Genomic DNA, 18698 nt, shown 5'->3' with positions numbered 1-18698 from the left:
CGCCATCCCCAGCAGGGGCGCAAGCCCCCGTGCCTGAGCGTGCCGCGTCATGCCGGCGGGCGCGCCGCCAGGGCGAGGTTGAGCCGCAGCACGTCGACATGCGCGGTGCCGATCACGCCGAAGGCCGGCCGCGTGGCGAGGCGACGGACGAGGCGCAGGAGCATCGCCGCGTTCATCCCTCGCGCCCGTGCCACCGAAGGCGCCTGCCGCAGCGCATTCGCCAGCGAGATGTCCGGATCGAGGCCCGAGCCCGAGGAGGTCGCCGCGTCGTCTGGCACTGGCCCCGGGCCGTAGGCCTTGCGATAGGCGGCGATCCGCGCGGCGACATGGGCGATGAGCGCCCGGCTGGTCGGCCCGAGATCGGAGCCGCCGGATTCGGCCGCGTCATAGGGTGTCGCGATGATGTGGCCTTTCGCATCGGTTGCGGTCAGTGCCGAGGGGCGGGAGTGGAACCATCGCGCGCCGTGGAAATCCTGCCCGATCAGCGCCGAGCCGACCGCCTGTCCATGCACGCGGATCAGGCTGCCATTCGCCTCGAAGGGAAAGACGAGCTGCGCCAGCGCGGTGAGCGCGAGCGGCGCCGCCAGCCCGAGCAGCAGGGTGAAGACGGCGACAAGGGAAACCACGGGGCGGAGTTCGCGCAACATGACGGCCTCGCTCGATCAGCTGAAAATGTGGAAGCTGTTCAGGATCAGGTCGATCAGCTTGATCCCGACGAAAGGTGTGACGATGCCGCCGAGCCCGTAGATCAGCAGGTTGCGCCGCAGCAGCGCCGCCGCCCCCATCGGGCGGAAGGCGACACCGCGCAGCGCCAGCGGCACCAGCACGACGATGATGAGCGCGTTGAAGATCACCGCCGCGAGAATGGCGCTTTGCGGCGAGGCGAGGCCCATGATGTTGAGCGCGCCGAGACGCGGGTAGCGCGCGGCAAAGATCGCCGGCAGGATCGCGAAATATTTCGCGATGTCGTTGGCGATGGAAAACGTGGTGAGCGCGCCGCGGGTGATCAGCAGCTGCTTGCCGATCTGCACGATCTCGATCAGCTTCGTCGGATCGCTGTCGAGATCGACCATGTTGCCCGCCTCGCGCGCCGCCTGCGTGCCGGTCTGCATCGCGACGCCGACATCCGCCTGCGCCAGCGCCGGGGCGTCGTTGGTGCCGTCGCCGCACATCGCGACCAGCCGCCCCTCGGCCTGCGCCTTGCGGATGTAGAAGAGCTTGTCCTCCGGCGTCGCCTGCGCGATCACGTCGTCCACCCCGGCCTCGGCGGCGATCACGCTCGCTGTCACGCGGTTATCGCCGGTGACCATCACGGTGCGGATGCCGATCCGCCGCAGCGCCTCGAACCGCTCCCGGATTCCCGGCTTGACGATGTCCTTCAGCTCGATGACGCCGAGCAGCGCACCCTCCGCCACCAGGCCGAGCGGCGTGCCGCCGGCCCGCGCGACGCGGTCCACCGCCGCGGCGAACGCTTCCGGCGCGGCGCCGCCCACGAGGTCGAGAACGGAGTCGACCGCCCCCTTGCGCCAGCGTCGCTCCCCGGCATCGATGCCCGAGAGCCTTGTATTCGCGCTGAATGGCACGACGACCGCCCCCTCCGGCAGCAGCGGATCGGCGCCGAATTCCTCCCGCGCCAGCCGCACGATCGACCGCCCCTCCGGGGTTTCGTCGCCGAGCGAGGCCAAGGCCGCCGCCGCGGCCATGCGCCGCACCTCCACACCCGGCACCGGATGGAAAGCCGAGGCCATGCGGTTGCCGAAGGTGATCGTGCCGGTCTTGTCGAGCAGCAGCGTGTCGACATCGCCGGACGCCTCGACGGCGCGGCCCGAGGTCGCGATGACATTGAAGCTCACCAGCCGGTCCATCCCGGCGATGCCGATGGCCGAGAGCAGCCCGCCGATCGTGGTGGGGATCAGGCAGACGAACAGCGCCGCGAGTTCGGCAATGCCGAGCCGGGCGTGCGCATAGGCGGCGAAGCCAGGCAGGGTGACGACCACGATCACGAACACGATGGTCAGGCCGGCGAGCAGGATATCGAGCGCGATCTCGTTCGGGGTCTTGCGCCGCGCCGCCCCTTCGACGAGGGCGATCATCCGGTCGAGAAAGCTCGAACCCGGCTCGGCGGTGACGCGGACGACCAGCCAGTCCGACACCAGCTCGGTCCCGCCCGTCACCGCCGAGCGGTCGCCGCCGGCCTCGCGGATGACGGGGGCGGATTCGCCGGTCACGGCACTTTCGTTGACACTGGCGATGCCCTCGACGATGTCGCCATCGGCGGGAACGAGGTCTCCGGCCTCGACGAGCACGAGATCGTCCCGGCGCAATTGCGGCGCCGGGATGAGGGTGAAGGCGGCGCGGTCCGCCGGATCATCGAGCCGCTTCGCCATCGTGTCGCTGCGCGCGCGCCGCAGGCTTTCCGCCCGCACCCGGCCGCGGCCTTCCGCGACGGCTTCGGCGAAGGTCGCGAACAGCACCGTGATCCACAGCCAGATCGCGATGACGATCGAAAAGGCGGCGGCGCGGCCTGAGACCAGTTCATGAAGGCCGACGAAACTCGTCAGCAGGGCGATGATTTCGGTGACGAAGATCACCGGGTTGCGGATCAGCGTTCGCGGGTTCGTCTTGGCGAGGGCATCGCCCATCGCGCGGAGCAGGATATCGCGATCGAACAGCCCGATCGTCTCGGCGTTGCGGGGCATGGCGGCGCTCCTCAGAAGGTCTTGCCGGCGAGCAGCAGGTAATGCTCGACGATCGGGCCGAGCAGGTCGGCCGGCATGAATTGCAGCCCGACCAGGATCACGATGACGCCGATCAGCAGGCCGATGAACAGCGGGCCGTCGGTCGGGAACGTGCCCTCGGAATGCGGCAGAAGCGGCTTGGCGCCGAGCGAGCCGGCGATCGCGAGCACCGGGATCATCACCGCGAAGCGGCCGAGCAGCATGGCGATGCCCAGCCCGTAATCGAGCAGCGTTGTGTTGGCCGACAGGCCGGCCAGGGCGCTGCCGTTGTTCTCGGTGGCCGAGGTCCAGCCATAGAGCATTTCGGTGAGGCCATGCGGCCCCGCATTGGCGAGCGAGGCCAGCCCCGACGCGCTCGACAGCGAGACTCCGGCACCGACGAGGATGACCAGCGTCTGCACCAGCAGGGCGAGCATCGCGAGCTTCATCTCCCGCGCCTCGATCTTCTTGCCGAGATATTCCGGCGTCCGGCCGACCATCAGCCCGGCGACGAACACCGCGAGCAGGGCAAAGAGCACGATGCCATACAGCCCCGAGCCGACGCCGCCGGGCGCGATTTCGCCGAGCTGCATCATGAACAGCGCCGCCAGCCCGCCGAGCGGGAGATAACTGTCCGTCACCGAATTGACCGCGCCGGTTGAGGTGCCGGTTGCGGCGATGTTGAAGCTGGTGGATTGGGCGATGCCGAAGCGCGCCTCCTTGCCGACCATGTTGCCGGGATGCGCTGCCAGCCCGGCATGGACGAGGATGGGGTTGTTCGCCGCCTCCGCCGCATAGGCGCCGAGCATGCCGCAGGCGAGGATCACCGCCATCACGACGAACAGCGCCCGCCCATCGCGCCGCCGCCCCGCCACATGGCCTAAGGCGATCGGCAGGGCGAAGCCGATGACGAGGATCAGCCAGATTTCCAGAAGGTTCGTCCAGGCGGTCGGGTTTTCGAACGGATGCGCGGCGTTGGCGTTGAAGAAGCCGCCGCCATTGGTGCCGAATTCCTTGATCGCCTCCTGCAGGGCGACCGGCCCGCGGGCGATGGTCTGCACCCCGCCCGCGAGGGCGTGGACATGGGCAGCGGGAGCGAGCGTCATCGGCACGCCGGAGGCGATCAGCAGGATCGCGGCGATGAAGGCGACCGGCAGCAGGAGATAGAGGGTGATCCTGACCAGATCGACATGGACATTGCCAAGCGTGCGGAGGCCACCGCCGGCAAAGGCGCGCATGAGCGCACCCGCCGCGGCGAGGCCGGCGGCGGCGGAGAGGAAATTATGCACGGCGAGGCCGAACATCTGTGCGCCATAGGACATCTGGCTCTCGGGCGCATAGGCCTGCCAGTTGGTGTTGGTGGCGAAGGAGATCGCGGTGTTGAAGGCGAGCCTCGGGCTCATGCCCGTGATGTGTTCGGGGTTGAAGGGCAGGAAATACTGGAGCCGGAGGATCGCGTAGAGCAGCAGGAAATGGACGAGGCCGAGCAGCAGCAGGCCCACCGCATAGGCGCTCCAGCTCATCTGGCGGGCGGGATCGATGCCGCAAAGCCGGTAGAGCGGCACTTCGATCGCCGCGAGGAAGCGAAGCTCGCCGCGATAGAGACGGGCGAGCCAGGCGCCGAGCGAAACGGCGCAGGCGAAGACGAGGGCGAGCGCGAGGGCGATGAACCCGAGTCCGTGCAGGGTCATGATGGGGAAAGTTCCGTTTCCGTGGCGCTACCGGTCCTGCCGATGGCGGCGGACAAGCTGTTGGGCCACCTGCCAGATCCACAGGAGAGCGAGAGCGATGGCGAAGGCGCTGCCGAGGCAGATCAGGGCATCGGAGACGAGGCCGGTGATGTTCGCCGCGACATCCATTGCGGTCAGAAATCCTCAGGCCGCAGCAGGGTCCAGACGAGATAGGCGAGGACCAGCATGGCGACGACGCCGGAGAGCCAGAGATCGATCACCTTGGCTGCGTCCGTCAGATTGTGTCACAGGCGTTCACATAGAGGAGAAAGGCGGCGAACATCGCGGCTGCGAGGCAGAGTGAAAGAAGGTCTGGCATGATGCGTGATCCCGAATGTGCCTTGTGGTCCGGTGGCTGAGCGATCCGGAGTATGGGCGGCGGGACGGTAAAGATTCGAGGCCGAATTCGGGCGAGAGTGTATAGAAATCGTATAGAGCATCATCCGATCGGACGACTCCGTCCTGTCGGGCAGAGGTGCTCCATGATATGCGGATATCGTATTCCGCCCCCACTGATTGCACATCCGGTCCGATACACCATGTCCTCTCTCACCATGCGCAAGATTGCCGCTTTGCCCACGCTCCTGTTCCTTGGAGGATGTACCGTGTTCGGAATCCGGTCTGGCACGCCGCAGCCCGGCTACAGCGTCACCGGACAGGTGGGCGCGGTGCAGCTTCGCGCCTACGCAGCGCGGCTTGCGGCGGAGACGACCGTCTCGGGCGGGGAGATCGACTCCCGCTCGACCGGATTTCGTCGGCTCGCCGCCTATATTTTCGGCGCCAACACGAAACCGGGTGGCGGCAGCGGCAAGATCGCGATGACTGCGCCGGTCGAGCAGGATGGCGCTGGCGGCAGCAGGATCGCGATGACCTCGCCGGTCGCCCAGCAGGGCGGCAACGGCAGCTGGACCATCCGCTTCTTCATGCCGGCCGGCATGACGATGGCCACCGCCCCTCGCCCGCGCGACCCGATGGTCCACCTCGTCGAGGTTCCTGCCGTGACGATGGCGGTGCTGCGCTTTTCCGGCAGTCCTGGCGCGCATGCGGTCGCGACGCACAGCGAGAGGCTGCTCGCGACGCTGGCGCACTCCCCCTGGAAGCCGGAGGGACGCGTCGTCGCCTGGTTCTACGATCCGCCCTGGACACTGCCCTGGCTGCGCCGCAACGAAGTCGCCGTTCCCGTCGAGCGCCGATAGGACGGCTAGAGCACTTTCCGATCCGGATGGATCGGAAAGTGCTCTAGCCCCGCTTCATCCATGCCTCGCACCAGCCCGCCGGGCTGATCCGGCCGGCGACGAGGTGGCAGTGGCTCGCCGTCGAACCCGGTGCTGGCGGCTTGAACCAGACGCAGGCGCCGCAGACTTCGCCATGGCGCGACCTGTCGACATAGCCCACCGCTCCCTTCGAAACGCTGGGCACCATCGTGCCGACCGCCGCCCGCGCGCGGGTTGCCAGGGCAGCGAGGCCCGCGGCGGCGGCAAGAATGGCATGACGGCGGGTTGGGGCTGAAAGGGTCATGATACGCTCCCGTCAGTAATTCGCGGTGCTCAGCGCGATGCGCGCCGCAAGCTTGCGCCCGCCGCCAAGCCCGCCGGTAAGGGCCACGGCCACCAGCCGGTCATGGCGGTAGACCTGTCTGAGATCGAGGGTCATCGGGTGCGTGTCCCCGCCGATCGTCGCACGGCCGATCAGCCGGTTGCCCTGGGCGGCGCAGGCGCCCGCGAGCCGCACCGGCCGCCTGCCATACTGGGCCGAGAGCGAAGCGGTCATGCGACAATCGGTGCGGTTGCCATCGATCCAGATCCGGCCCGAGATGTCGGTGAACCGGCGGGCCTTGCCGCCCTGCGACAGGGTCGCCGTCATGCTGCCGGTATCGAGATCGACCTCGATCGTTTTGAGCGGGCGCAGTGCTGCGACGGTGTTCGCCGTGGCATCGGCAATGCCGCGATTGCCCCAGCTGGTCCGGACATAATTGGCGATCGCCGCGATCTGCGCATCCGAGAGCATCGCGCCGAAACGCGGCATGGAGGACTGGCCCGGATGCCAGGGCTGGAACCCGCCGAGGACCATGCTGACCAGGTCGTCGGCCGGGCCGTTCCAGACGGCCTCATTATGCGCGAGATTCGGAATGTTGGCGGTGACGCCTCGCCCATCGTCGCCATGGCAGCGGGCGCATTCGGCGTGATAGAGGTGTTTCCCGCGCGCGAGCGAGGCGGCGAGGACCGGCCCCGCCGACGCGCTCTGCTGCGGATGCACCGTCCGCAGATAGTCGACGATGTCGTTGACATCGCGCTTCGGCAGCCGGCTCAGACTGTCATCGACCACCGTTTTCATCTTGCCGAAGGGCGCGCCTTGGCGCATGTCGCCGTCCTCGCGCAGATAGGCGAGGAGTGCCCGCCGGGACCAGGCGCCGATCCCGTCCGATTTCGAGTCGGTGATGTTCGGCGCGTACCAGCCCTGGTCGATGATATGGCCGCCGGCGAGTTGGCGCGAGGGGATCGTCGCCATCGCGAGATTGCGCGGGGTGTGGCACGCGCTGCAATGTTCGAGCGCCTGCACGAGATAGGCGCCGTGCCGGACATTGCGGCTCCAGCCGGGCTGATATTTCATCGCATGCGGATGGAAGAACATCAGCCGCCAGGCGAGCAGGCCGGCCCGCAGATCCGCCGGGAAGGCCATCGTGTCCGGCCGGTCAGGGATCGCGGCTGGCGCGAGAGTGTCGAGATAGGCCTTGATCGCCATCACGTCGGCATGGCTGAGCTTCGAATAGGCGGTGTAGGGCATCACCGGGTATTCGTATTTCGGAAACACGACGAGCGAGCTTCCGGGCTCGATGCCGTCATGCATCGCGCGCCAGAACTGGCGGTCGGTCCATGCTCCGATGCCAAATCGTTTGCTCGGCGTGATATTGGGGGAAAAGACGGTGCCGAAGGGTGTGCCGACCGCGCGGCCGCCGGCAAAAGCGGGCTCGCCGGCAACGCTGTGGCAGGGCAGGCAGTCGCCGGCAACGACGAGGAAGAATCCCCTGCGCACCATTGCCGCCTTTCGGGGATCTTTCGGCATGTTGACCGGAAGCGGCAGAGCGGTGCCCGCCATGCCGGGGCGAGGCGTCGCCGCGACATCGGTTGCCGCCGCAGGCCAGCTTGCCACGCCGGCTACGGCGGCAGGTTGTACGGCGGGCGGAGTGGCGCTGGCGGTGACACACAAGGCTGTGGCCAGGGCGGCGACGAGGGCGGCGGCGAGACCGCCAAGGATGAGTCTCGTGCTGGGGTGGGGCATTCCGGGCATCCGCATCTCCTTCCTCATATTCCATGAGGAACGGCGCGACCCGGTTTCAACGGCGGGATTGGTCAGTCACGGGAAAAAGGCATTAGAGCATTTTCCGATCCTCAAGGATCCGATGTAGTGCTCTATCATATTGAGAAACCGAGTATCTTTATCCGATCAGATGTCTCCATCTGATCGGACGATGCTCTAATTCTGACGGAATCGTGACCGGATCGCCACTGCACGATTTTTCGTTACGATTTCAATTCATTTTATATGTATGCAGAGTCCGACGCGGCGAAACCGGCACGTACCCTGCCGGTCGCGTGGGCCGGTGAGGCGGGTCAGTCGGCGGCTTCCTTCATCTGCGCGCTGCCGTGCCGGTAGAGCGCCTGGGCCGCGGCGACGCCGGCGCCGAGGCGGATGTCGAGACCGAGATCGACCATGCACATCTCGGCGACGGCAAGGCCGGAGAGCGCCATCGCATCGGTCAGCATGCCGAGATGGCCGATGCGGAAGACCTGGCCGGCGACATCGCCGAGCCCCGCGCCGAATGCCATGCCGTAGCGGTCGGCGGCGTGGGTGACGATGCGCGCGGCGTCGAACCCGTGCGGGACGCGAATGGCGGTAACCGAGTTCGAATAGAGTTCGGGTGCTGCGGCGCATGGTGCCAGGCCCCAGGCGGCGACCGCGGCGCGCACGCCATTGGCGATCCTTGCGTGGCGGGCGAAGACGTTGTCGAGCCCTTCATCGAGTAGCATCCGGCTCGACAGCGCGAGCCCGTTCAGGAGCCCGACCAGCGGCGTGTAGGGATACCCGTTGGCGGCGTTGGTGGCCCGCATGTCGTCGATATTGAAGAAATTGCGCGGCAGTTTCGCATCCCGGCTGGCGGCGAGCGCCTTGTCGCTGAACGCGGTGATGGCGAGGCCCGGGGGCAGCATGAAACCCTTCTGCGAGCCGGTTACCGCGACGTCGACGCGCCAGTCATCGAATTCGAACGGCATCGAGCCGATCGAGCTCACACCATCGACGAGGAGCAGCGCATCGTGGCCGGCCTCGTCCATCACCCGGCGCAGGCCGGCAATGTCGGAGACGACACCGGTCGCGGTTTCGTTGTGGGTGGCGAGAACGGCCTTGATCCGGCCCGCCTTGTCCTCGCGCAGAAGCTCGGCGAAGCGGGGCAGCGGAATCCCCTCGCCCCATGTCACGTCGACCTGGATGACTTCGAGGCCGAAGCGCCGGCACATCTTGATCCAGCGGTCGCTGAACATGCCGTTGCGGGCGGCGAGAACAGTGTCGCCGGCGCTGAGCGTGTTGGAGATCGCGGTTTCCCACCCGCCGGTTCCCGTCGCGGGGAAGATGAAGATCTCGCCGTGCGCCGCCTTCATCACGCCGCGGCAGCCGGCGAGCGCCGCTTGCAGGATCGGCGCGAAAGCCGGCGACCGGTGATCCATGGTCGGCATGTCGCACGCCTTGCGGATCGCTTCGGGAATGTTCGTCGGCCCCGGGATGAAGACAGGGTTTTGCAGGCTCATCGGGCGGATCCTTCGTCGGTTGGGAAAAATATAGGGAGACGCTCGACAGCACGCAATTTTTTTGAAAATATTTTTCAAAATCGTGATTTCAGCAGAAAGTTGAATTGAATCATCGGGTTGTTTTTTTCATCATGGGGCAACTGCCCGACCAGGAGGACCGATGACGAGGCCGCCCGAGCCTGCCGGCACCGAACGCCGCGCCCGCGGACGCCCGCGCGCATGGGCCGACACGACCAATCAGAACCAGATCAAGTCGCTCGACCGCGCCATGGAGGTGCTGGAGCGGCTGAGCAAGATGGGCAGCGCGACGCTCTCCGACCTGGCCGCGGCGCTCGGCCAGTCGCCGGCCAGCGTCTATCGCGTCCTGTTCACGCTGGAGGCGCGCGACATCGTCGATTTCGAGGCCTTGAGCCAGACCTGGCATATCGGCGCCGGCGCCTTCCTGATCGGCTCGCGCTTCCTACGGCGGACCTCGCTGGTCGAGCGGGGGCGGCCGGCGCTCCGGGACCTCGCGGAACGCACCGGCGAGACGGCGAATCTCGGGATCGAGCGGAACGGGCTGATACTGTTCGTCAGCCAGGTCGAGACCCATGCCAACATGCGGGCTTTCTTTCCGCCGGGGACGACGGCGCCGATGCATGCGTCGGGGATCGGCAAGGCGCTGCTCGCGGAGATGGACGAGGGGCGGCGCGCCGCGATCATCGCCCGCCATGGGCTTGCACGCTTCACCGCCCACACGCTGACCACGCACGACGCGCTGATGGACGATCTCGCGGCGACGCGGGCGCGCGGCTATACGGTGGATGCGGAGGAGCGGGACGAGGGCATGCGGTGCATCGCCGCCCCGATCTTCGACATGCATGGCGAGGCAATTGCCGGGCTGTCGATCTCGGGGCCATCGTCGCGGATGCCCGATTCGGCGATTGCCGGCCTTGCGTCATCAGTGATGGAGGCGGCGCAGGCGGTGACAGCGGGCATCGGCGGCCGGCGGCGGGAATGAGGCGGGCGCCTTTCGCCCGCCTGCTGGGTAAGGTGAACCGCGATCAGGCCAAGGTGCCGCGGACAGGGTAGCTCTTGCCGATCACGAAGCGCAGCCCGGCGACCAGACGGTCGAGATTCGGGCGGAGGAACGGGGCGTTGGAGATGTCGACGAGGTGCAGTTCGCCCTCGGGGTTGACCACGAACAGGCCGGGTTCGGGGAAGCGATGGTCGGTTTCCTCGGCGGAGCGGGGCTCGGACACGTAGAGGCCGAGCGCCTTCATCGCCGTTTCATCCATGCCGTAGAGCAGCGGAAAGCCGGGCTTCGCCGCCGCTTCGGTCAGGCGGGTCTGGGCTTCGCTGTCGGCCGAGACGGCCGCGACGGACACGCCGAGCTCGGCGAGGGCGCCGCGCTGCGCCTCGATTTCACCGAGGAAGGTCTTGCAGATGGGGCAGTGCTGCCCGCGGATCACGAAAAGCGCCTGCCATGAACCGGGCGCGCCGAAGGTGACGTCCGCACCGTCGAGCTGCTTGAAGGTGACGGGCGTAAAGGGCTGCCCGGGATGAAGCTTGGGTGTGGTCTGCATGATCTGTCTCCTGTTGTTCAGGCGGCGAGGCGGTCGGATTTGAACTGGGTGACCGCGGGGAAATCGTGCTCGGGATCGGCAACGTGCCGCACATACTGGATCAGGGTGTAGAGGCCGATAACACCGACGGTCTCCAGCAGCGCCTTGTCCGAGAAGCCGGCGTCGCGGGCACGGGCGAGGGTTTCGGGGCTCACCTGCCCGCGGTGGCGCACCACCTCGCTCGTGTAGTCGAGCAGGGCCTGGGTGGCGGGGTCGGCGGCCTTGCCTTCCATCGCATCCAGCATTTCGGCCTCGGTCGCGCCCTGCATGGTGCCCACCTTCATGTGGACGTTGACGCAGTAATCGCAGCTGTTGAGCGCGGAGACGAGCATCGCCACCTGCTCGACCTGCTTGCCGCTGAGCTCGATGCCGTCATTGATGTTGCTGTTCAGGGCAAGAAAGCCCTTGAGGACGTTGGGGGCGTTGCCGGCAACGCGGAACAGGTTGATCACGCCGCCGAACTGGCGGGTGGCTTCATCGAAGGCTTCCTTCGTCGCGCCGGACGCGGCTTTCGGGTCGAGCTGAGGCATGTTGGGCATGGGAATCTCCGGGTTAGATATCAACTGACCGATCAGTTGATTCGAGGGGTAAGAAAAGGTCCCATTCGCCAGCTTGTCGCATCTTCATGAAGCTGGAGGTCGGGACGAGGCCAAGGCGCGAAGATGCGACAGGGCGCCGGGCGCGAGTATCGTGATCCTGGACGGGTCGTTGTGGACTTTCGCAAGCAGGATACCGCCCTGCATGAGGGCGATCACGATCTCCGCGGCTGCGGCACGATCGATGTCCTGCAATGTCCCTTCTGCGACCAACGCGTTGATGACATGGCCGATGGGCATGCTCCAGCGCGCGATTGCCCGTTTGATGGCGTGCTGCACGTCGGGATCGACCACAGCGAGTTCGAGACTGATATTGCCGATCAGGCACCCTTGGGCGAACCCATGCGTGCTTTTCCACGCGCGGTTCGCCTTTGCCGGCACATCGAAGAAGCGTTCGAGCCGGGTGGACGCCGGCGCGCCGGACAGGGCGATATCGTTGAATTCGGCGGCGAAGCGCTCGCTGTACCGATCGATGGCCGCGACCATCAGCGCCGATTTCGAGGGGAAGAAGTGATAGAACGTACCCTTGTTGATCCCGCTCGCCGCGCAGAGTTCGTTCGTGCCGACAAGACCGAAGCCGCGACCGAGGAAAAGCTCGGTCGCCGTGTCGATCAAGGTGTCCCGTGTCGAGATCGAGGCAGCGCGCATGCGTCTGGATAGAGCAGAAACAGACCGGTCGGTCAACTCCGGCGGGGCGTGAGGGGGGCGCTGTGCCGGCAACCTGCCAGAGCATCATCCGATCCGAAAGCATCGGAAAGTGCTCTAACGCCCAACCGCGCGGCCGAACGCGATTATCCGGCCGGGCTGGACGGGAACAGGTGGAGCCGGTCGGAAGCGACATTCAGGGCGACGGCGCCGCGCGGCGGCGGGCTTGTACACTGGACCGGAACCGGCGCGGCAAGGCCGTCGAGCCGCAGCAGCGCCTGCCAGTGCCCGGCCTCGAAATGCGCGCCGATGCAGGTGGCCGGCACGCCCTCGGCGGCGAGGGCCAGCGCGCCGCGCGGCCAGAACAGCAGCGCCTGCGCGGCACCGGCGAGGCGGGCGCCACCGCCGGGAATGGCGAGCAGCGCGCTGCCGAGGACGATGGCGGCGTCGCTCCCCGCCTGCCGCACCTCCACCTCGACACCGCCGCACAGCCCGGCGAGACGTGCCGCATAGGGGGTTGCCGGCCGGGCGAACATGGCATCCGGCGTGGTGCAGGACGTCAGGCGACGGTCTTCGAGGAGGGCGACACGGTCGGCAAGGCGGGCGATGTCCGCCGGATCGTGCGAGATGCAGAGCGCGCCCAGCCCGGTTTCGACGATCAGCGCACGCAGTTCGGTGCGCAGGGTTTCCCTGGTTTCGACATCGAGGCTGGAGAACGGTTCGTCGAGCATCAGCAGGCGAGGTGCTGCGGCCAGCGCGCGGGCGAGGCCGACGCGTTGTTGCTGCCCGCCGGACAGGGTTGCCGGCAGGCGGCCGGCGCAGGAGGCGACGCCGAACTGGTCGAGCAGGGCGAGCGCCTTGCGCTCCCGTCCGACGCGATCGCGGATCACCACCGCCACGTTCTCCAGCACGGAGAGATGCGGCCACAGCGCGAAATCCTGGAACACCATGCCAAGGCCGCGCAATTCGGGGCGGATGAAGGTGGCGGCGGCATCGTCCACCACGACGCCGGCGATGCGGATGGTGCCGCGGGCCGGCCGGTCGAGCCCGCCGATCACCCGCAGCAGGCTGGTCTTGCCCGATCCGGACTCGCCGGCGAGTACGACGCACTCGCCGGGGGACAGGCTCAGCGCCGCCTCCTCGACGATCAGGCGGCCACCGCGCTGCACGGCAACACCTTCGATGGCGAGTGCGGCGCTCATGCCGGGCGCAGGCGCCGCGGCGCGGCGAGCAGGGTGACGCCGGCCGCGAGCACGAGGGCGAGCCCCGCCATTGCCGCGAGGCCGAACAGGGCGAGCCGCGCCGAGGCGGCGTAGTCGCTCATCTGGTCGAGGGTGACGATGGCGACGCCGAGCGGCGTGGCCCCCGGCGGATAGAGCAGTTCGGAGACCGGCAATTCGAACATGATCGCGGCGGCGACCAGCAGGTAGGCGTAGGTGAAGGGGCGGATCAGCAGCATGCCCTCGATATCCACCAGCCGCGTCAGGCGCGGCAGGCCGTGCAGCCGCGCGGCCGCCACCAGATTGGGGTCGAGATCATCCAACGCGCCCTGCATCATGCGCAGGGCGAGCGGCGCCATGCCGGCGGTGTAGCCGATCAGCAGCAACAGCCGGCTGCCGTAGAGCGGGAGAAAATCGTTGTTGAAGGCGACGATGTAGCCCGCGCCGAGCACGAGGCCGGGCACCGCCATGTTGGCGACAAGGGCGACGTCGAGCACCGCGATCATGCGGCGGGCGCCGGCGGCGCGCAGGCGCAGGATCAACACGGCGACGCCGAGCGACATCGTCGCGCCGACCATGCCGAAGCCGAGCGAGCGCAGCACCGCGCCAGCATGCGGCATGGATGCCGCCAGCGGCTGGAGTGCGCGGACGAACAATGCCACGACCGGGATGACGATGCCGACCAGGGCGAACAGGCCAGTGAGCGCGGCGAAGGCCAGTTCGCGCCGCAGCGTTGGCCGCTGCCGCGCGGGCGGGCGCATGCGGCCGTGCTGGATGGCCGCACCCTGCCGCCGGCAGGCCATGGCGAGGCCGCCGAACACCGCGGCGACGGCGATCAGGCGCCAGCACAGGATCGAGGCGCCGGCGAAATCGGTGGGGGTTTCGGCGAGGTGCTGGTAGATCGCGTAGGTCAGGATCGGCACATGGCTGGTCACGCCCAGCGTCGCCGGGATGCCGAATTCCTGCATCGTCTCGATCACCGCGATGGCGAAGCCGACCGCGATCGAAGGGGCGAGCAGGCGCAGGCCGATGCGGACGCGCAGGATGAAGGGGACGCCGTGGATCGCGGCGGCCTCGGCCGGGGCGGAATCGGCGGCGGCGAGGGTCGCCCGCGCAACCAGGGCAGAAAACGGCAGCGCCTTGACCACGTACAGCATCAGCAGGCCGCCGACGCCGAAGAAGGCCTGCCCGGCCAGCGTGGCGCGCAGGGCGTGACTGCTGAAGATGATCATCCAGCCGGTTGTCAGCATGTAGCTCGGCGTCAGGAACAGGCCCCAGAGCGTCAGCGTGGCGGCGCGGGCGACCGGGCCCTCTGCCATCGTGGTGAAGAGGGCGAAGACCGCGCCGAGCGGTGCCGCGATGATCGCGGTGCCGACCGAGAGCAGCAGGGAGACGACGAAGGCCGGCCAGTTCCCGGCCGCGCCGTGACCGGAGAGGAACGGCATGACCAGCAGGCGGACCAGCGGGTAGACGAAGAAGGTCGCGATCAGCCCTGCCATGATCGCGGCACGCAGGCCGGCGGCGCCGAATTTCATCGGCAGCCGGCTCCGTGCGCCGCGGTCAAGATCCCGCCCCATCGATCGCGTGCGCGAACCAGGCCAGCACGGACTTCTCCCGCGCCCCCCAGCGCGTCGCGTCGAGCGTTGCGAGATCGAGCGTCGTCAGCGCCGGCAGGGCGTGGCGGGGTGCGGAACGCGCGGTGACCGGCCAGTAATAGCTGTCGCCCTCGCCCTCGTGCTTGCGGATGGCCTGACCGGCGGGGCTTTCGGCAAAGGCGATGAAGGCCTTCGCCTCGCGCAGCGCGCGGCCATGCAAGCCCTTCGGCAGGACGATGACGTTCGGCAGCACGTAGGCGGGGCGCGGATAGATGACTGTGAGATCGTGATCGATGTTGCTTGCCGCGTTCACGGCGGCGGAGGACTGGACGATCGCCAGCTTGATCGTGCCGTTGCGCAGGGCGGCCAGCGTCGCGTCGTTCTTGGCGAACACCTGGAGCCCGTTGGCCTTGAGCGCGGTGATGAAGCCCTTGCCCTGCGGCCAGCCGCCCGCGTGCTTGAGCATGCCGGCGAGCGCGGGGTAGGTCGGCCCGGAAATCGCCGGATCGTTCATGCCGACGACGCCATGATAGGGCGGCGCGGCGAGATCGTCCCAGGTCGTCGGCGGCGGGAGGGTGGATGATTTGTTCATCACGAACACGCCGGCCAGTGTGAAGCCGGTGGGGACATAGGCACCGTCGGGCGGCAGCATGGAGCGGCCGGTCGCGGTCAGTTGCACCGGCGGACGCAGCCCGTGGGCCAGGAGGCCGGCCTGATCGAGCGAGACGGCGGCGGTCGCGCCGTCGAACCAGCCGATGTCCCAGTCCGGATGATGGCCCTCGGCGGTGATCCGCGCCAGCAGCGCGCCGGTCGACAGGCGGATGACGCGGACGGGGATTCCGGTTTTTTTCGTGAAGGCCTTGCCCATCGCGGGCGCGTAGTCGAGCGCGGCGTAGAGCACGAGTCCGGCGGTCGATGCGGGCCAGAGCAGAACCGCCGCGATGACGATGATGGCCACGCCGAACCCTGCCGCAATCAGCCGTTGCATCACGCTCTCCCTGCCCCGCCTGTCGGTTTCGTCAACAACACCGCCGAGCGTCTATAGGGCGGAATGCAGGCGGACAATCGGCACCGGCACGTGGCTCAAGAAGATGTCACTCGCTATGGCAAGTTTCACTGTAGTGTCATCAAATCGCGCCCCCAATGGCCGGCGCAAGGGCGGTCGGGGAGCACAGCGCCGGCCCCAACAGCCGACTTCCGCGTCTCCATGATTCCAACCGCCCGAAAAGTGCAGCCGCCGGCAATGCCCGACGCGGTTCGGATCGTGGCTCACCCCTCGAGCCACGCACGATCGCCGTCGAGGCGGAGTTGCAGAAACGGGGCGGGCACACCGCCGAACTGTGATCTGGCCAATTCCGGATGATTGGCCAGCTTCCGTCCCCGAAGCCCCCAATAATCGACGAAACTTGTCACGGAGAGATCGCCCATGACCCACCAGCTATACGCCTGAGTGGGCTCCGATGGCGGATTCGCCAGCACCAGCCCGGAGCCGTTGATTGGCCGGTACGGCCCGAACAGGGAGGGTGCGACCATGCCATACAGCCCGGTTGGCCCCACCGGCCCGCCCTGTTCGAACACGCTCGCCTGCGTCGACCAGAAGACATAGTATTGCCCGCGATATGACACGGCGTGAGGGCGCTCAAGCTCGTTGCAAACACCATCCGCCGTGATCAACGGATCCAGCAGGGTCCAGCGCATCATCGAACGATCTTCGGATCGGGCAATGCCGATCATGCCATTGTTCTTGTGCGACGATGGCTTGTACGACGCCGCGAACAGGACGTATTCGTTGCCATCAGTCGGATCACGGAAATATCCCGGGTCGCGAAACGCCTTGAGCTCGCCGGGCACGCCCTCCGCCTGATTGACGAGGGTGTAAATCCTGTCATCGCTGACAACGAATTCGTACGGCGCCGACCATTGGACGATGCACGGATATGCGCCCGACCGGTCAAGCATTCCGCTGGTCTTGAAAAGCCTCTGCTCGACGGTGAGGCGCGCCTCGCCGGCCCGGCCGGCGGCGGTGAAGAATAGTGTGACACGCCCGCTGTCCTCATCGAGGATCGCCGAACCGGACCAGTCGCGGCTGCCCGGCGCGAAACCGTTCTGGAATACCGGCCCGCCATCATGCCATGTTCCGTCGCGCAGGATCAGCAGATGTATGCGCGCATGACCATGGCGCTCGATCGGGTCCGGGTAGCGGGGAGCGGCCAGGGCAAACCACAACGTGGCCCCCGCAATGTCGACCGTCATCCCATCGCGACGGGCGAGTGGCCACATGTCCCATACGTCCATGCCGGGCAAGACCGGCACGACATCCCCTGCCCCGATGACCGGCGGCACCATGTCCTCCCGCACGGCGACCGCCGCGACATGGTCTGGACGCCACAGGCTCGGCCCGCGAGCCATTTCGACTATTTGAGTGACAGACATATTGTTTCCATTCCAAGAGCTCAGGAGCGGACGCCAGGGCGCACCAACATCGTGGACCCTGCCGCAAGGAACATCAGCACGCCGCCGAACAACAACGCGTCGGGCGCATGATCATGGAAGAGCGTGCTGTAGATCAGAGGCATCGTGATACTGAACAGGATCATCGGAATGACGATGAACATGTTGAAGATCCCCATATAGACGCCCGTGCGGGCAGCTGGGATCGAGTCCGCGAGCATGACATAGGGATTTCCCATGATGCTTCCCCATCCCAGGCCGACGCCGATCGCAGCGACGAAAAGCCAGTCGCGATCGTGGATGAAGGGGATGGCGAGCATCGTCAGGCCTGCGGCGACCAGACACAGCGCATGGACCTTGTCAGGGCCGAACCTGCGGCTGACGGGCACCATTGCGTAGGCGGCAACGGCCGCAATCAGATTGTAGAATGCGCCAATGTCGCCATTCGTCAGAACTGCGCTGCGAAACCCGCTGGATGCAGCAATATTCGTATCATATACGGTCTCGGATATTGAATAGATGACATAGCCCCAGTAGCAGCTCATCGCATACCATTGAAAAAGACTCATCAACCCCATACGGCGCATCGGGCCGGGCATTTCCCGAATGGCGCTGAATATCTCACCGAACGTCGAATGCCGTGCCTCGACCGGTGGGGCTGGCAATTCGGGGACGGCGAGAACCGACCAGAGAATGGTCGAAATCGAAACCACCGCCCCGATCACGAAGACGATATGGGTGACAACCGGTATCCCGTTGGCGGCCACCGCGTTGCGGCCGACGCCCAGGATCACCAGGACGGCTGGCGCAGCATAGGCGAGAGTTTGAGCAAGACCGGTAAAGGAACTTTGCGTGAGAAACCCCAATTCGCGCTGATCGGCCGACAGGCGGTCGGAAACATAGGCGCGGTATGGCTCCATCGTGACATTGTTGGCCGCCACCAAAATCCAGAGCAGCGCCGCAGCGACTGCGATCGAGCCGCTATAGGGCATCGCAAACAAGCAGAGGCTGCAGATCAGCGCGCCGACAATAAAATACGGCACGCGACGCCCCCAACGGGTTCGCGTCCGGTCGGAGAGCGCCCCGATCAAGGGCTGCACGAGCAGGCCCGTTACCGGGCCCGCGAGATTGAGCAACGGCAACACCGCCTGACTGGCCCCGAGATAGCTGTAAATCGGGCCCATATTTCCCTGCTGCAAGCCGAAGCTGAACTGCAGACCCAAAAAGCCGAAATTCATCAATAAAATGCGCCAAAATGACAGAATTGGCTTTGACTTCTCGCCATTTGCGACTTCGGTCACGTCTCTCGTTCCACCCATATGGCCTATGCGGCCTTGT

General features: G+C 66.9%; 18 protein-coding genes. 2 read left to right on the top strand and 16 right to left on the bottom strand.

The window, feature by feature from the left end; genetic code table 11:
- Nucleotides 1–47 precede the first annotated feature (47 nt).
- From kdpC to HUW10_RS18705, 5 genes are read right to left on the bottom strand one after another with little or no spacing between them, the layout of a single operon-like run.
- Nucleotides 48–647 (bottom strand): potassium-transporting ATPase subunit KdpC, encoded by a 600-nt coding sequence (gene kdpC, locus HUW10_RS14325; protein WP_174504110.1) that lies wholly within the window; start codon nt 645–647, stop codon nt 48–50.
- 15 nt (nt 648–662) lie between these two features.
- A complete protein-coding gene (gene kdpB / locus HUW10_RS14320) occupies nt 663–2699 on the bottom strand; it encodes a potassium-transporting ATPase subunit KdpB (RefSeq protein ID WP_174504109.1) in 2037 nt (678 codons plus the stop codon).
- Nucleotides 2700–2710: 11 nt separating this feature from the next.
- Nucleotides 2711–4408: a potassium-transporting ATPase subunit KdpA gene (gene kdpA / locus HUW10_RS14315; RefSeq protein WP_174504108.1), complete on the bottom strand. Its 1698-nt coding sequence runs from the start codon at nt 4406–4408 to the stop codon at nt 2711–2713.
- Nucleotides 4409–4435: 27 nt separating this feature from the next.
- Complete coding sequence (locus HUW10_RS14310; RefSeq protein ID WP_174504107.1) at nt 4436–4576, bottom strand: hypothetical protein; 141 nt, start codon at nt 4574–4576, stop codon at nt 4436–4438.
- Between the two features lie 5 nt (nt 4577–4581).
- On the bottom strand, nt 4582–4668 hold the full coding sequence (locus HUW10_RS18705) for a potassium-transporting ATPase subunit F (RefSeq protein WP_174504897.1): 87 nt from the start codon (nt 4666–4668) through the stop codon (nt 4582–4584).
- Between the two features lie 384 nt (nt 4669–5052).
- On the opposite strand from HUW10_RS18705, the gene HUW10_RS14300 reads away from it, so the two are divergent.
- Nucleotides 5053–5643 (top strand): heme-binding protein, encoded by a 591-nt coding sequence (locus HUW10_RS14300; RefSeq protein WP_174504106.1) that lies wholly within the window; start codon nt 5053–5055, stop codon nt 5641–5643.
- 43 nt (nt 5644–5686) lie between these two features.
- On the opposite strand, the gene HUW10_RS14295 is transcribed toward HUW10_RS14300, so the two are convergent.
- From HUW10_RS14295 to bhcA, 3 genes are all read right to left on the bottom strand, one after another.
- Nucleotides 5687–5965: a high-potential iron-sulfur protein gene (locus HUW10_RS14295; protein WP_174504105.1), complete on the bottom strand. Its 279-nt coding sequence runs from the start codon at nt 5963–5965 to the stop codon at nt 5687–5689.
- A 12-nt stretch (nt 5966–5977) separates the two neighbouring features.
- Nucleotides 5978–7735, bottom strand: coding sequence for a cytochrome c (locus tag HUW10_RS14290; RefSeq protein WP_174504104.1), 1758 nt, complete (start codon nt 7733–7735; stop codon nt 5978–5980).
- A 323-nt stretch (nt 7736–8058) separates the two neighbouring features.
- Nucleotides 8059–9249 carry an L-aspartate--glyoxylate aminotransferase BhcA gene (gene bhcA, locus HUW10_RS14285; protein ID WP_174504103.1) on the bottom strand — a complete coding sequence of 397 codons (1191 nt, stop codon included), beginning with the start codon at nt 9247–9249 and terminating at the stop codon, nt 8059–8061.
- A 160-nt stretch (nt 9250–9409) separates the two neighbouring features.
- Between bhcA and bhcR the strand changes: the two genes are divergently transcribed.
- Complete coding sequence (bhcR, locus tag HUW10_RS14280; RefSeq protein WP_174504102.1) at nt 9410–10249, top strand: HTH-type transcriptional regulator BhcR; 840 nt, start codon at nt 9410–9412, stop codon at nt 10247–10249.
- 43 nt (nt 10250–10292) lie between these two features.
- Here bhcR and HUW10_RS14275 read toward each other — a convergent pair whose 3' ends face one another.
- From HUW10_RS14275 to HUW10_RS14240, 8 genes are all read right to left on the bottom strand, one after another.
- Nucleotides 10293–10814, bottom strand: coding sequence for a redoxin domain-containing protein (locus HUW10_RS14275; RefSeq protein ID WP_174504101.1), 522 nt, complete (start codon nt 10812–10814; stop codon nt 10293–10295).
- 17 nt (nt 10815–10831) lie between these two features.
- On the bottom strand, nt 10832–11392 hold the full coding sequence (locus tag HUW10_RS14270) for a carboxymuconolactone decarboxylase family protein (RefSeq protein WP_174504100.1): 561 nt from the start codon (nt 11390–11392) through the stop codon (nt 10832–10834).
- Between the two features lie 84 nt (nt 11393–11476).
- On the bottom strand, nt 11477–12097 hold the full coding sequence (locus HUW10_RS14265; RefSeq protein WP_174504099.1) for a TetR/AcrR family transcriptional regulator: 621 nt from the start codon (nt 12095–12097) through the stop codon (nt 11477–11479).
- A 143-nt stretch (nt 12098–12240) separates the two neighbouring features.
- Nucleotides 12241–13296: an ABC transporter ATP-binding protein gene (locus tag HUW10_RS14260; protein ID WP_174504098.1), complete on the bottom strand. Its 1056-nt coding sequence runs from the start codon at nt 13294–13296 to the stop codon at nt 12241–12243.
- Nucleotides 13293–14849 (bottom strand): iron ABC transporter permease, encoded by a 1557-nt coding sequence (locus HUW10_RS14255; protein ID WP_174504097.1) that lies wholly within the window; start codon nt 14847–14849, stop codon nt 13293–13295. The genes HUW10_RS14260 and HUW10_RS14255 overlap by 4 nt, the downstream gene beginning before the upstream one ends.
- 25 nt (nt 14850–14874) lie before the next feature.
- Nucleotides 14875–15897: an ABC transporter substrate-binding protein gene (locus HUW10_RS14250; protein WP_174504096.1), complete on the bottom strand. Its 1023-nt coding sequence runs from the start codon at nt 15895–15897 to the stop codon at nt 14875–14877.
- Nucleotides 15898–16178: 281 nt separating this feature from the next.
- A complete protein-coding gene (locus HUW10_RS14245) occupies nt 16179–17255 on the bottom strand; it encodes a glycoside hydrolase family 68 protein (RefSeq protein WP_201712622.1) in 1077 nt (358 codons plus the stop codon).
- 107 nt (nt 17256–17362) lie between these two features.
- Nucleotides 17363–18661 carry an MFS transporter gene (locus HUW10_RS14240; protein WP_201712621.1) on the bottom strand — a complete coding sequence of 433 codons (1299 nt, stop codon included), beginning with the start codon at nt 18659–18661 and terminating at the stop codon, nt 17363–17365.
- Between the last annotated feature and the right edge of the window lie 37 nt (nt 18662–18698).

Origin of the sequence: Acidiphilium sp. C61 (assembly GCF_905116885.1) — a bacterium.
GTDB lineage: Bacteria > Pseudomonadota > Alphaproteobacteria > Acetobacterales > Acetobacteraceae > Acidiphilium.
Note: the sequence above shows the minus strand (reverse complement) of the source record. Positions and strands in the feature narration are given on the sequence as shown.